Source organism: Streptomyces sp. NPDC048192, assembly GCF_043202415.1.
GTDB lineage: Bacteria > Actinomycetota > Actinomycetes > Streptomycetales > Streptomycetaceae > Streptomyces.
This window is the reverse complement of sequence record NZ_JBIDAL010000007.1, coordinates 19164-32450: the sequence shown is the minus strand read 5'-3', so window position 1 is coordinate 32450 and position 13287 is coordinate 19164. Positions and strand designations below refer to the sequence as shown.

Below are 13287 nucleotides of genomic sequence, written 5' to 3'. Positions count from 1 at the left end.
GTGCCGTCCACGCCCCGACCGCTGCGCAAGCTCGGCTTCCTCACCATCGGCCTGTTCGACCCGGCCGATCCGGCCCGGGGCCACGAGTCCACGCTGGAGATCATCGAGCTGGGCGAGCGGCTCGGCTTCGACAGCGCCTGGGTCCGCCACCGCCATCTGCAGTACGGGATCTCCTCCCCGGTCGCCGTCCTCGCCGCCGCCTCCCAGCGCACCCGCCGTATCGAGCTGGGCACCGCGGTGATCCCGCTCGGCTGGGACAACCCGCTGCGTCTCGCCGAGGACCTGGCGACGGTGGACGTGCTGTCCGGGGGCCGGCTGAACCCGGGCGTCAGCGTGGGCCCGCCGATGCACTTCGAGCAGGTCAAGGACGCCCTGTACCCGGACACCGCGGACGTCGAGGACTTCTCCTACGAGCGGGTGCGGCGGCTGCTGGACCTGGTGCGGGGAAAGCCGGCCAGCGATTTCAGCGGGACCGAGGGCTTCGAGACCTTCTCCGATGTGGTCCAGCCGCACTCCCCCGGGCTGGGGCGGCGGCTGTGGTACGGCGGCGGCAGCCTGGGCTCGGCGCGCTGGGCGGGCGAGCACGGCATGAACTTCCTCACGAGCAGCGTCGTCAAGGCGGAAGGGCCGGACGGGCCATGGGACTTCGCCGAGATCCAGCTCTCCCTCGTCCGGGAGTTCCGTGCCCGTCACCCCGACGGCGAGGGGGCCCGGGTCTCGCAGGGGCTGGTCGTGATACCCACCGACTCGGCGAGCGAGGAGCAGCGCGCCAGGTACGTGGCGTACGCGGCGAAGCGCCTGCCCCGCACGGCCTCCCCGCAGGGGCCGGGCCGGTTGCTGTTCGCCCCCGACCTGGTCGGGCGCTCCGAGGAGATCGCGGAACGGCTGCGCGCGCACGCCGCGTTCCGGGAGGTGGACGAGGTGGCGTTCGCGCTGCCGTTCACCTTCGAGCACGAGGACTACGTGCAGATCCTCACCGACATGGCGACGAAGCTGGGCCCGGCACTGGGCTGGCAGCCCCGGGGCTGAGCGCGGACGCCGACCGGGCCCTGGAGGGCGGTCACCGACGAGGTGAGTGGCGGCCGCCACCGGCGCCCCACCACTCCCACCGCCCCGCCCGTCTCACCAGCGGCCCGGCTCCGGCCCCGCCAGCGGCTCCGACGGCCTGCCGTCCACCCCCACCGGTACGTCGCCCGCGAGCATCACCCGGTGCATGATCCGGGGCGCGTTCAGGTGGGCGGTGTCGCCGGGGGCGAGGTGGATGGCGGCCCGGTTGTCCCAGAAGGCGACGCTGCCCGGCTCCCAGCGGAAGCGGACGGTGTACTCGGGGCGCACCGCCTGCTCCAGCAGCATCTCCAGCAGGGCGGCGCTCTCCGGGCGGGAGACGCCGGTGATCTGCTCCAGGTAGTAGCCGTTGACGAACAGCAACCGCTCCCCCGTCTCCGGGTGCACCCGGACCAGCGGATGCACCGAGGCCACCTGGTGGTCGAGGAGATGACGGACGTAGGCGTCGTCGCCGGGCCGGGGCTGGTAGCCCACGCCGAGCCGGTGCTCGGCGCGCAGCCCGTCCACGAAGGCCCGCACCGGCGCCGAGAGCCCGGCGTAGGCGGCGGCCAGGTTGGCCCACGTGGTGTCGCCGCCGTAGGGCGGTACGGTCTCGGCGCGCAGGATCGTGGCGGCCGGCGGATCGATCCGGGCGCCGTGGTCGCAGTGCCAGCCGCGCAGCAGGGTGTGCCGGCGGCGCCGGAGCCACTCCTCGTGCTCCATGCCGAACCGGCCGCCCCGCTCCAGCCGGTCCGCGGTGGTCTCCACCTCGGGGAAGTCCGCCGGTGAGGCGCAGCCCCGGCGGGCGAGGACCACGGGCTCGCCGAAGCGGCGGGCGAAGTCGACGTGCGCGGCGTGGTCGAGGTCCTGCCCCCGGAAGAACACCACCTTCCAGCGCAGCACGGCCCAGCGGATCAGCGCCACCACGGCGTCGTCCAGCGGCCCGGCGAGGTCGACGCCGGTGACCTCGGCCCCGATGTGTCCGGCGACGGGCCTCACCTCCACGCCCTCGACCCGCTCGCCCTGATCCGCGGTCGTCCTGTACGTCGTCATGCGCGCTCCGAGGCTTCGTCCGATCCGGCTCCACCCCTTGATCGTGGCACTGCCGCCCCTCACCCGGCGAACTCCAGGACGACCGTGTTCCGGAACACCGCCGTGCGCCGTCGGGTTGATCACCGCGCACCCCATCGGTGAGGCTGGGAAGACGACACCGCCGAGGGAAGGTCCATCGTGAACGGCATTCCGGCGCACACGCTCAACGACGGCACGACGATCCCCGCCATCGGCCTCGGCACCTGGCCGCTGGACGACACCGCCGCCGAGCAGGCCGTACGCTCCGCGCTCGGCCTGGGCTACCGGCTGGTGGACACGGCCGTGAACTACCGCAACGAGACCGGGGTCGGGCGGGGCCTGGCGGGCAGCGGCGTGCCCCGCGAGGAGGTGGTGGTGACCACCAAGCTGCCCGGCCGGCACCACGGCTACGAGGAGACCCTCGCCTCCTTCGAGGAGTCCCGGCGGCGGCTCGGCCTGGAGTACGTGGACCTGTATCTGATCCACTGGCCCAACCCCCGGGTCGGCAGGTACGTCGACTCCTGGAAGGCGATGATCAAGCTGCGCGAGGACGGGCTGGTCCGCTCGATCGGCGTCTCCAACTTCACGCCGGAGCACATCACCCGGCTGGAGAAGGAGACGGGGGTGCTGCCGTCGGTGAACCAGATCGAGATGCATCCGCTGTTCCCGCAGGAGGAGCTGCGCGCCTTCCACGGGGACAAGGGCATCGTCACGGAGAGCTGGAGCCCGCTGGGCCGGGGCAGCGACCTGCTGGACGAGCCGGCGGTCGCCGACGTCGCGGCGGCGCACGGGGTGACGCCTGCGCAGGTGCTGCTGCGCTGGCACCTGCAGCTGGGCGCGCTGCCCGTCCCGAAGTCGGCCGACCCGGGCCGGCAGCGGGCCAATCTGGACGTCTTCGGCTTCAAGCTGGACTCCGCCCAGCTGGCGGCGGTCTCCCGCCGTGCTCCGCGGCGGCTGGGCGGGGACCCGGAGACGCACGAGGAGTTCTGAAGGTTCTGGAGCCGGCCCTACTGCTCCTCGATCCGCTGCTGCGGGCCGGCGGTCCGGCCGCCGTCGCCGGCGGGCGCGGCGAGGCTGCCGAGGATGTCCAGCAACTCGGCGCTGCGGCTGCCGGGCTCGGCGTGGAAGACGACCAGGATGAGGCCGTCGGTGCCGTCCACGGACAGCTTGTGCGACTGCAGGTCGAGGTCGCCGACCTGCGGATGGGTGAGCCGGCTCACCCGGCCGCGGCGGGGCCGCACCTCGTGCCGCGCCCACAGGGTGCGGAAGCGTTCGCTGCGCAGCGACAGCTCGCCGACCAGGTCGCGCAGCCGCGGGTCGTCGGCGTCCGCGCCGGCCTCGGAGCGCAGCACGGCCACGCCCTCCTCGGTGAGGTCCTCCCAGTCGCGGCGCAGTTCGCGCTCGGCCGGGTCGAGGAAGACGGCCCGCAGGATGTTGACGCCGGGCCGGTAGTTCGGGGTGAGCGCGGTGGCGAGGGCGTTGGCGGCCAGGCATTCGGTGTAGCGGTTCTGGACGTAGGCCGGGTTGCGCGGCCAGCCGTCGATCAGCTGCAGCAGGCTCGCCGGGACCTCGCGGGTGCGGCGCCCGGGCCGGACGCCGGGGGCGGGCCGGTCTTGGGCGAGGCCCGTGAGGTGGGCCGTGCCGGCGGCGTCCAGGCGCAGGACGCGGGCGATGGCCTCCAGGACCTGCACGGACGGGTTGCGGTCCCGGCCCTGCTCCAGCCGCAGGTAGTAGTCGGAGCTGATGCCGGCGAGCATGGCGACCTCTTCGCGGCGCAGCCCCGGCACCCGGCGCAGGCCGCCGCCGGGCAGTCCCACGTCCTCGGGCCGTACCAGCGCCCGGCGGGCACGCAGGAACTCACCGAGCGCGTTCGATCGGTCCATGGGGTCACCGTACGACGGCGCGGCCGGCGGTGACTGTCCCTGCCGGTCCCAGGATCGACGGGGTACTGCAACGGCGGGCGCGAGGGGCGCAGGGTGGAGTGCGGGGCCGCCGGATGGAAGCGGTGGCCCGGACTTCTTCGAATGGGAACTCTGCGAGGTACGAGATGAGCGCACAGCTCGGCGGCACCGTCACCCCGGCCGACGGCCTGACCCTGACCCGCGTGGGGTACGGCGCGATGCAGCTGGCCGGACCGCACGTCTTCGGTCCGCCGAAGGACCGCGACCGGGCCGTGGCGGTGCTCCGCGCGGTGGAGGAGGCGGGCATCACGCACATCGACACCGCCGACTTCTACGGGCCGGTGGTCGTCAACCAGCTGATCAAGGAGGCCCTGCACCCCTACCCCGAGCAGCTGCACATCGTCACCAAGGTCGGCGCCCGCCGCGGAGCGGACGGCAGCTGGGTCCTGTCCCGGCACCCCGAGGACCTCAAGGCCCAGGTGTACGACAACCTGCGCAACCTGGGCGTGGAGGCGCTGGACGTCGTCAACCTGCGGGTGGGCGGGGTGGACGCCCCGAACGACGAGCCGCTGGCCGAGCAGTTCGGCGCGCTGGCCGAGCTGCGGGAGCGGGGTCTGATCCGGCACCTGGGGCTGAGCACGGTGACCGCAGCGCAGCTGGACGAGGCCCTGGCGATCGCGCCGGTGGTGTGCGTGCAGAACATGTACAACCTGGCCGAACGGCGGGACGACGCCCTCGTGGACCGCACTGCGGCCGGGAACATCGCCTTCGTGCCGTACTTCCCGCTCGGCGGGTTCAGCCCGCTGCAGTCCGAGACGCTGGCGAAGGTGGCCGCCCGGCTGGAGGCCTCGCCGCAGCAGGTGGCGCTGGCCTGGCTGCTGCGCCGGTCGCCGAACATCGTGCTGATCCCGGGGACGTCCTCGCCGGAGCACCTGCGGGAGAACATAGCCGCCGCGTCCCTGGCGCTGCCGGACGAGGCGGTCGCCGAGCTGGACGGCATCGCGGGCTGAGCGTCCCGGCGCGGGGTACCCGGGATCCGTGGGACGGACGTACGGAGAGGAGCCGCAGGTGGCAGCGGAGGACCGGCTGCGGACGTACCGCGGCAGGCGCGACTTCGAGCGGACCCGCGAGCCGTCGGGGCAGGGGCCCCGCGCCGGGGGCGACGAGCCCCGTTTCGTGGTGCAGATCCACGACGCGAGCCGGATGCACTTCGACTTCCGGCTCCAGGTCGACGACGTGCTGAAGTCGTGGTCGGTGCCGAAGGGCCCGTCCACGGACCCCGCCGACAAGCGGATGGCGGTGCCCACCGAGGACCATCCGCTGGAGTACGAGGAGTTCGAGGGCGTGATCCCGAAGGGCGAGTACGGCGGCGGCACCGTGATCGTGTGGGACCACGGCACGTACGAGCCGCTCAGCCACGACCGCAGGGGCCGCCCGGTGGACTTCGCCGAGTCGCTGGAGCGCGGGCACGCCACCTTCCGGCTGCACGGCAGCAAGCTGCGCGGGGAGTATGCGCTGACCCGGTTCCGCGGGGGCGAGGGCGAGCAGGAGGCCTGGCTGCTGGTGCGCAAGGGACGGGCGGGGGCCTCGGGTCACGGCACCGTGGATCCCCGGCGGGCCCGCTCGGTGCGCACCGGACGCACCCTCGCCCAGGTCGCGGCCGGCGACGGTCGGCGCAGCGGCTGAACGCCGCCAGCCTGGGCCGGTCAGCGCTGGTGGGCGCGGAGTGCGGCGAGGGCCCGGTCGGCGTGGGTGTTCATGCGCAGTTCGCTGCGGACGGTCTCCAGCACGGTGCGGTCCTGGGCGATCACGAAGGTGACGCGCTTGGTCGGGGCGAGGGCGAAGCCCCGCTTGACGCCGAAACGCTCACGGACCGTGCCGTCGGCGTCGGAGAGGAGCGGCATGCCGAGGCCGTGCCGGCCGGCGAACTCCTGCTGCTTGTCGACGGTGTCCCCGCTGATGCCGACCGGCCGGGCGCCGACGGCGGCGAACTCGGCGGCCAGGTCGCGGAAGTGGCAGGCCTCGGCGGTGCAGCCGGGGGTGAGGGCGGCCGGGTAGAAGAAGAGGACGACCGGTCCGTCGGCCAGCAGTTCGGTGAGCCGGCGGATGGCGCCGGTCTCGTCGGGCAGCGCGAAGTCCTCGACGCGGTCCCCGACCTCGATGCGTCCCGTCACGGCCGGGCCCCCTCCGTACGGGCCACGGCGCGGGCCCACAGCACCAGCGGCAACTGAAGGGGCAGCCGGGCGAGGGCGGCCGTGCGCAGCGGCGCGGGCCGGTGCCGCCAGTCCGCGGCCATCTGCACGTTCGCCGGGAACACCCCCACGAAGAAGGCCGCCGCGGCCTTCGCGGCGACCGCGCGGGTCCGGGGCGCGGCGATCCCGGCCGCCAGGGCCAGCTCGACGGCGCCGCTGCCGTACGTCCATGCCCTGCGCGAGCCCGGCAGCGCACTCGGAACGATGGCGTCGAAGGGGCGCGGGGCGGCGAAGTGGGCGACCCCTGCGGCGGCCAGCAGACCGGCGAGCAGCAGGGGCGAGCGTTCGGACCGGGACACGGTTCCTCCTCTGATGGCCTGCCGCGGATATTACTGGACGGTAGCCGAGGGGGTGACCGGTTGGGCGAAGGCGCGGTGTGCGGGATGGAAGCAGGGGAGCCCCGGCGCGCGAGGACGAACGGACGCGGGCGGCCGCCAGGCCGTGCCGTGGGCGGTGTCGCCACGCGCGGGCAAGGACGCCCAGCTGTCGGCAGGCCGGGGCCGCGGCGGCGAGGTGACGCCGCGAGCGGGCAGGATCGAGCGGCTGCCGGCCGGCAGGCCGTGGTGGCGCGGTGCCGGCACAGACCGGTGGCGACGGCGACCGGATGCCGGCCATCAGGCCGTGGCGGCGCAGTGCCGGCCCGGGCCGGTGGCGACGGCGACGGCGACGGCGACGGCGACCAGATGCCGGTCGTCGGGTGATGGCGCCGGGGCCGGCGGTACTGCCCGGGCGATGGGCCGTCCGCGGGCACCGGCCGCGTGTCGCGCGGGCCGCACCGCGCGGGAAGCTGCTGGAATCGGCAGGTCGACCGCCGTTCGTGAACACCGGAGGAATCCATGGCCTTCGCCGTCGTCGCCCAGTACCAGTGCGACCCCGCCGACGCGGACACCGTGCGGGACGCGCTGCGCAAGATGCGTGAGCTGGTCTTCTCGGAGCCGGCGAACCTCGCCTACGAGGCGCACGAGGTCGTCGACCGGCCCGGAGCGTTCATGCTGTACGAGCGCTACACGGACCGGGCCGGCTTCGAGGCGCACAAGGAGACGGAGCACTTCGCGGAGCTGATCCGGGGAACGGTGTTCCCGCTGCTGAAGGAGCGGACCGTCACCTTCGCCGAGACGATCTGACGATCTGCCGCGGACGGCCTCCCTCCCGCTCGCCGTACCGGATGTACTCCTCAGCCACCGGAGGCCCGTTCGCCGACCCCCGAACGGGCCTTCGGTTCGTGGAACGCGGCCGGCGCCGCACCCGGGGACAGGTGCGGCGCCGTGCGCGGAGCCGGTGCGGACGCGAGGCCCTGCTCAAGGGGCCGCCCAGGCGGGTCAGCCCGCGGTGACCAGCTTCTGGCCGGTACCGGTGGTTTCCGGGCGGCGGGAGGAGCGGACGGCGGCGATGCCGATGAACACCATGGACGACACACCGGCGAGGGCGAAGGCGGTGAAGCCCCAGTCGCCGTTGCCCGACGCGAGCAGCTGGCCGCCGAGCCAGGGGCCGAAGACGGCGCCGAAGCGGCCCATGCCGGAGGTCCAGCCGACGGCGGTGGCGCGGCTGTCCGGGGTGGAGCGGATGGAGACGGTCGCGTAGATCATCACCTGGGCGCTGTTGAGGAACACGCCGGTGACGAAGACGACGAGGTAGGTCAGGCCGAGCGGCATGTGCACGCTGAGCAGGAAGACACCGGCCGCGGTGAGCGCGAACCAGATCGCCGAGATGCGCGGGGCGCCGAAGCGGTCGGAGGCGCGGCCGGCGACGAGCATGCCGACGATGCCGCCGAGGTTGAACAGCACCACGAAGCTCAGGGCGGAGCCGAGGTTGTAGCCCTCGTTCCGCATGAGGGTGGGCAGCCAGGTGGCGACGCCGTAGACGAGGAGCAGGCCGCCGAAGGAGGCCAGCCAGTACAGCAGGGTCTGCAGCCACTCGTCCTTGCGGAACAGGCCCAGCAGGGCGTCCCAGCGACGGGCCGGGGCCTTCGTGCCGGGCGCGGCGGGCAGGTCGACCTCGTAGCGGGCGGCGAGGGACCGCGCCTCCTCGCCGCGGCCCTTGGCGAGCAGGAAGCTCAGGGACTCGGGCATGACCTTGGCGAGCACCGGGACGAAGAGCAGCGGCACCACGCAGACCCAGAAGGCGGACCGCCAGCCGTGCGGCTCCACCAGCCACTTGGCGACGTACGCGGAGAGGATGCCGCCGGCGTGGTGGGCCGTCATCAGCAGGCCGACGGTCAGCGCGGCCCGGCCGCCGCGGGCGAAGTCGGAGACCATGCTGATCGCGGTGGGCAGCAGACCGCCGAGGCCGACGCCGGCCAGCGTCCGGCCGAGACCGAAGACGGCGACCGAGCCGGACAGGGCGCACATCCCGGACGCCAGCGAGAACAGGGTGACGCAGCCGACCATCAGCTTCTTGCGGCCGACGCGGTCGGCGACCGTGCCGGCGGCCAGCGCGCCCACCAGCATGCCGAAAGTGGCGTAGCTGCCGAGGTCGCCGGCCTGGCCCGGGGTGATCCCGAGGGCCTTGGTCGCCAGCATGTGCGGCAGGACCGAGCCGTAGATGAACATGTCGAGGCCGTCGAAGAGGACGGCGAGCCAGCACAGCGCGACGACCAGCAGGGCCAGTCTGCCGCCGCGGGCGGACGGGGTCGGGGAGGAGGACATCGTTGGTTACCTCTCGTGCGGGGTGTGCCCGACGGTAGGAAGCCGCCCCCGTGGAGTCAACAATTTTGTCAACAATCAAAGCAACAATCTGCTCACGGGGGCGGCTTCGCCGGCCGTCACGCCACGGGCGGCGTGCCGTGGGTGTGGAAGGACTCGATGGTCTTCAGGCCCCAGGCCTGCCCCTTCTTCCGTTCCGCCTCGGTCCAGGTGATCAGCGGCCAATCCGGGGCGAGGACCAGCCGGGTGAGCGGGTTGCACAGCTCGATGCGGTTGCCGCCCGGCTCGTAGACGTACAGGAAGAACGTCTGCTGGATGGCGTGCTTGTGCGGCCCGGTCTCGATGAACACACCGGCGTCGATGGCGAGATCGGCCGCCCGCAGGATGTCCTCGCGGGTGTCGGTCGCGAAGGCGATGTGGTGCAGCCGGCCGGCCGAGCCGGTCCAGTCCTCCGTGTACACCACGTCGTACGACTTGTTCGTGAAGGTCAGCCAGCGGGCCGCGATCCGGCCGGAGTCGAGCCGGATCTGCTCCGTGGGCCGGGCGCCGAGCACGTTCTGCTGGAACTCGGCGTTGGTGAGCACGTCGGCCGCGAGGAAGTTGACGTGGTCCAGGCGGCGGACTCCCACGCCCCGGTTGGGCTTGGCCTGCGGCTGGTTCTTCAGCGCGGGTTTCAGCTCCTCGGGTGCCCGGTAGTGCTCGCTCTCCCAGTACAGGGCGTGCTCGTGGCCGTCGGGGTCGGTGGTGACGTACAGCTTGCCGAGTCCGGGTTCGTCCTCCACCCAGCGGCCGGTGCCGCCGGCCTCCTCGACCGCCCTCACCCGGCGCTGGAGCGCCTCCTCGCCGGAGGTGCGCAGCGCCAGCCGGCCGAGGCCGGGGGTGTCGCGGGCGGTGAGGACCAGGCTGTGGTGCTCGTAGTCGTCGAAGGTGCGCAGGTAGACGGTGCCGCCGTCCTCCCCGTTCACCGTGAGACCCAGGTAGTCGGTGAAGAAGGCGACACTCGCGTCCAGGTCGGGGGTGAACAGCTGGGTGTGGCCGATATGGGCGATGTCACCGAGGGGCGGAGCCATCATTGCCTCCTTGGGGGCGTGCTGGGACGGCGGCGCGGGGGAAGACGCTGCCGTCGAAGATCTTGCGGGCGGTGCGGACGACGGCAGTACGCCGCACCCTCGGGCCCTGCGGGTCGACGTCCGTGTCGATGTCCAGGAAGCCCGTGGGGTGTTCGATGCGGACGCGGTCGCCGTGCTCGGGCAGTTCGGCGATCCCCTCCCCCACTCCCCCGGGCAGCCTGAGCCCGGCGGCCACGCTCGCGGCGCCGAGGACGCCGATGGAGGTGTGGCAGCGGACGGGGATGAAGGTGCGGGTGGTGACCGCGCCGCCGGAGCGGGGCGGAGCCAGCAGGGTGAGCTTGGGGACGGTGGCGTGCTCGACGTCGCCGAGCCCCATCAGCTTCCCGGCGGCGAGCCGGATGTCCCTCAGGCGGTCGCCGAGCGCCAGGTTCTCCTCCAGGTCGCCTGGCGGCTCGTACCCGCTGACGCCCAGAGCGGCCGCGGGGATCAGCACGGTCGGCATCCCGTTGTCCACGCAGGTCACCTCGGTGCCGGCGACGGTGTCCCGGACGCTGCCGGTGGGCAGCAGGGGCGCGTCGGCGGGCGGGAACTCGATCACGACGGGCGCCGCGGTGCCGGGCACCCCGGAGATCTCGGCGTCCCCGGTGTAGTCGACGCGTCCGCCGGGGGTGGGGAAGGTGGCGACGGCCCTCTCCCCGGTGTTCAGCATGCGGATCCGTACGGAGGTCTCGCCGTCGGCGGGGGCCACGAGCCCCCGCTCGACGGCGAACGGGCCGACTCCGGCGAGGATGTTCCCGCAGTTCTGACGGTCGCTCACCTCGGCCCGGTCGACGGCAACCTGGAGGAACAGGTAGTCGACGTCGGCGTCCGGGCCGGCGGAGGCGGAGACCACGGCCACCTTGCTGGTGAGCGGGTGGGCGCCGCCGAGGCCGTCGATCTGGCGCGGGTCGGGGCTGCCCATGATCCGCAGCAGCAGGTCGTCCCGGGCCTCGGGGTCGTCGGGGAGGTCGCCGGCCAGGAAGTAGGCGCCCTTGGAGGTGCCGCCGCGCATCAGCGTGCAGCGCACCTCCGCAGGCCCGGTCATGCCCCGGCTCCGTCCCGGGCGACGTCGTCGTACGGCCGGTAGGTGACGCCCAGTTCGGCGAGCCTCTCGCGCAGTCCGTAGCGGTCGAGGCCGAGTTGGCCGTCCTGGAAGGCGGCGCGGGAGGCGGCCTCCTTCACCTCGCGTGCCTCGGCGGCCTCGGCGGCCCGGCGGGCCCTGTGCCGGGGGACGACCACCACGCCGTCGTCGTCGGCGAGGATCACGTCGCCGGGGTTGACGACCTGGCCGCCGATGGCGACCGGGACGTTGACCGAGCCGCCGGTCGCCTTCACGGTGCCCTGCGCGCTCACGGCCGCCGCCCAGCCGGGAAAGCCCAGCTCCCGCAGCTCCTGGGTGTCGCGGATGCCCGCGTCGATGACGACGCCGCGCACCCCGCGCCGCTTGAGCGCGGTGGCGAACAGCTCGCCGAACATGCCGTCGGTGGAGGGCGAGGTGGTGGTGACGACCAGGATGTCGCCCTCGCCGCACTGCTCCACGGCCGCGTGGATCATGAGGTTGTCGCCGGGCCAGGACAGCACGGTGACCGCGGTGCCGGCGACCCGGACGCCCTGCTGGACGGGGCGCAGCCGCGCGGGGAGCAGCCCGGTGCGGCCCATCGCCTCGTGCACGGTGGCCACGCCGTACCCGGCGAGGGCGTCGACGTCCTTGGCCTCGGCCCGGGGTACGTCGGTGATGATCACGCCGCTCATGCCAGCTCCTTCGTGACCTGCGGGTAGGGACGCATGTAGGCCTCGGCCATGGTCTTGTGCGGCAGGCCCAGGTTCGGGCCCGCGTTGCGCTTGAGCTGCACACCGCGGCGGACGGCGAGATCGGTGTAGTAGTCCCACAGGTGCTGCTGGGCGCCGAGGCACTCCATCGCCTTGCGCTTGGTCTCCCACACCTCGGTGATGTCGAGCAGGACCTCGGGCCTGAAGCCGCTCATCTCGGGCTGGTGGGGCTCGAAGTAGAAGACGGGCGGGGCACCGATGATCTCGCCGGGGCCCGGGTAGCCGATGGCCTGGGCGAGCACACGGGCTTCCAGGGCCATGCGGTTGGCGGCCGGGTGGTCGCCGTTGTACGGGTCGTCCACCGGGTGGGTGAGGACGACGTCGGGCTGTGTCTCGCGGTAGACGGCGACGAGGCGGTCGGTCAGCTCGGCGGTGGCGACGAGGGGGTAGTCGCCGGCGTCGAAGAAGCGGACCTCGGCGCCGAGGGTGGCGGCGGCCCGCTCGGCCTCGTCCCGCCGGATGGCCTTGATCTCCTCCAGGGTCCGGCCCTCGCGCCACGCCTTGGCGGACTCGCCGCGCTCGCCGAAGGTCAGACAGGCGATGGTGACCTTCTCGCCGCGGGCCGCGGCCAGGGCGATGGCTCCGCCCGCGCGCCACACGAAGTCCCCGGCGTGCGCGGTGACGACCAGGGTCGAACGAGGTGGGTTTTCGGGCGCGTCGGCGTGCGTCATTGCAGAGTTCTCCCTCTTCGGGCTCGGTGCGCCGCACGGACGGATCCCTGCGGCGCCCTCGCCTCGGTGGACAGGTGCGCGCCCGTGTCCCGTTCGGCGTGCTCAGTCCTTGAGCGCCTCGATCACGCCGGCGAGGTGGGCGCGGACGGCCGCTTCGGCCGCCTGCGGGTCCCTGGCCCTGATCGCGTCGATCATCGCCAGGTGCTCGCTCAGGGATTGCTGCGGACGCCCCGGCCGGAGCGCCAGCTGGAAGCGGTGTCGGACCAGTTGGGCGTTCAGCCGCTCCAGCAGCTCGACCGCGGTCCGCTGTCCGGAGATCAGCCGGATCCGCTCGTGCAGCCGGTGGTTGAGGTCGGAGTACGTGACCGGCTCGCCGGCGGCGACGGCCTTCTCCATCGCCACGCCGAGGTCGGCCAGCTCCTCCAGCTGCTCGTCGCTGGCGGCGACGGCGGCCTTGGACGCGCACAGGCCCTCCAGGACCATGCGGCACTCCGTGATCGCGACCGCTTCCTCCACGGTCACCACCCGCACCCGCGAACCGCGGTTGCGGATCCTCTCGACCAGTCCCTGCGCCTCCAGATCGATCAGCGCCGCACGGATGCTGGCCCGCGTCACACCGAACTGCTCGGCGAGTTCGTTCTCCACCAGCCGCTGGGCCGGCGCCATCTCGCCGTGCAGGATCGCCTGCCGCAGCTTCGTCAGCGCGTGCTGCTTGGCCTGCTCTCCGGTGGTCGGACGGGCTTCCTTCGGCATGTGCCCTCCCTGAG

General features: G+C 73.3%; 15 protein-coding genes. 5 read left to right on the top strand and 10 right to left on the bottom strand.

All coding sequences use genetic code 11. From position 1 onward, the window contains the following. Positions 1-1029 carry an LLM class flavin-dependent oxidoreductase gene (locus tag ACGFZN_RS15890; protein WP_393859043.1) on the top strand — a complete coding sequence of 343 codons (1029 nt, stop codon included), beginning with the start codon at positions 1-3 and terminating at the stop codon, positions 1027-1029. A gap of 93 nt (positions 1030-1122) precedes the next feature. On the opposite strand, the gene ACGFZN_RS15885 is transcribed toward ACGFZN_RS15890, so the two are convergent. After that, entirely contained in the window at positions 1123-2097 is a 975-nt protein-coding gene (locus tag ACGFZN_RS15885) for a TauD/TfdA dioxygenase family protein (protein ID WP_393859042.1), read from the bottom strand. A 177-nt stretch (positions 2098-2274) separates the two neighbouring features. Between ACGFZN_RS15885 and ACGFZN_RS15880 the strand changes: the two genes are divergently transcribed. After that, positions 2275-3105: an aldo/keto reductase gene (locus tag ACGFZN_RS15880; protein WP_393859041.1), complete on the top strand. Its 831-nt coding sequence runs from the start codon at positions 2275-2277 to the stop codon at positions 3103-3105. Between the two features lie 17 nt (positions 3106-3122). Here ACGFZN_RS15880 and ACGFZN_RS15875 read toward each other — a convergent pair whose 3' ends face one another. After that, positions 3123-3998, bottom strand: a complete 876-nt coding sequence (locus ACGFZN_RS15875; protein WP_393859040.1) for a helix-turn-helix domain-containing protein — start codon at positions 3996-3998, stop codon at positions 3123-3125. Positions 3999-4162: 164 nt separating this feature from the next. Here ACGFZN_RS15875 and ACGFZN_RS15870 point away from each other — a divergent pair, with 164 nt between their 5' ends. Beyond that, the gene (locus ACGFZN_RS15870; protein ID WP_393859039.1) at positions 4163-5026 is read left to right on the top strand and encodes an oxidoreductase; all 864 of its coding nucleotides are present in this window, start codon (positions 4163-4165) and stop codon (positions 5024-5026) included. Positions 5027-5084: 58 nt separating this feature from the next. Next, entirely contained in the window at positions 5085-5702 is a 618-nt protein-coding gene (locus ACGFZN_RS15865; protein ID WP_393859038.1) for a DNA polymerase ligase N-terminal domain-containing protein, read from the top strand. A gap of 20 nt (positions 5703-5722) precedes the next feature. Here the strand turns inward: ACGFZN_RS15865 and ACGFZN_RS15860 are convergent, their stop codons facing one another. Further along, the gene (locus ACGFZN_RS15860; protein ID WP_393859037.1) at positions 5723-6190 is read right to left on the bottom strand and encodes a peroxiredoxin; all 468 of its coding nucleotides are present in this window, start codon (positions 6188-6190) and stop codon (positions 5723-5725) included. Beyond that, positions 6187-6567: a hypothetical protein gene (locus ACGFZN_RS15855; protein ID WP_393859036.1), complete on the bottom strand. Its 381-nt coding sequence runs from the start codon at positions 6565-6567 to the stop codon at positions 6187-6189. The genes ACGFZN_RS15860 and ACGFZN_RS15855 overlap by 4 nt, the downstream gene beginning before the upstream one ends. Before the next feature lie 537 nt (positions 6568-7104). On the opposite strand from ACGFZN_RS15855, the gene ACGFZN_RS15850 reads away from it, so the two are divergent. Further along, a complete protein-coding gene (locus ACGFZN_RS15850; RefSeq protein ID WP_393859035.1) occupies positions 7105-7392 on the top strand; it encodes a putative quinol monooxygenase in 288 nt (95 codons plus the stop codon). A 195-nt stretch (positions 7393-7587) separates the two neighbouring features. On the opposite strand, the gene ACGFZN_RS15845 is transcribed toward ACGFZN_RS15850, so the two are convergent. The 6 genes from ACGFZN_RS15845 to ACGFZN_RS15820 all read right to left on the bottom strand — a co-directional run bounded on the left by ACGFZN_RS15845 (position 7588) and on the right by ACGFZN_RS15820 (position 13273). Then, positions 7588-8913, bottom strand: a complete 1326-nt coding sequence (locus ACGFZN_RS15845; protein WP_393859034.1) for an MFS transporter — start codon at positions 8911-8913, stop codon at positions 7588-7590. Positions 8914-9029: 116 nt separating this feature from the next. Next, positions 9030-9980, bottom strand: coding sequence for a catechol 2,3-dioxygenase (locus tag ACGFZN_RS15840; protein WP_393859033.1), 951 nt, complete (start codon positions 9978-9980; stop codon positions 9030-9032). Further along, positions 9961-11064 carry a 4-oxalomesaconate tautomerase gene (locus ACGFZN_RS15835; protein WP_393859032.1) on the bottom strand — a complete coding sequence of 368 codons (1104 nt, stop codon included), beginning with the start codon at positions 11062-11064 and terminating at the stop codon, positions 9961-9963. Before ACGFZN_RS15835 ends, ACGFZN_RS15840 begins: the two co-directional genes overlap by 20 nt. Next, positions 11061-11771 (bottom strand): 4-carboxy-4-hydroxy-2-oxoadipate aldolase/oxaloacetate decarboxylase, encoded by a 711-nt coding sequence (locus ACGFZN_RS15830; RefSeq protein WP_393859031.1) that lies wholly within the window; start codon positions 11769-11771, stop codon positions 11061-11063. Before ACGFZN_RS15830 ends, ACGFZN_RS15835 begins: the two co-directional genes overlap by 4 nt. Beyond that, positions 11768-12520: a PIG-L deacetylase family protein gene (locus ACGFZN_RS15825; protein WP_393859030.1), complete on the bottom strand. Its 753-nt coding sequence runs from the start codon at positions 12518-12520 to the stop codon at positions 11768-11770. Before ACGFZN_RS15825 ends, ACGFZN_RS15830 begins: the two co-directional genes overlap by 4 nt. A gap of 102 nt (positions 12521-12622) precedes the next feature. Beyond that, positions 12623-13273, bottom strand: coding sequence for a GntR family transcriptional regulator (locus tag ACGFZN_RS15820; protein WP_393859029.1), 651 nt, complete (start codon positions 13271-13273; stop codon positions 12623-12625). Positions 13274-13287 lie beyond the last annotated feature (14 nt).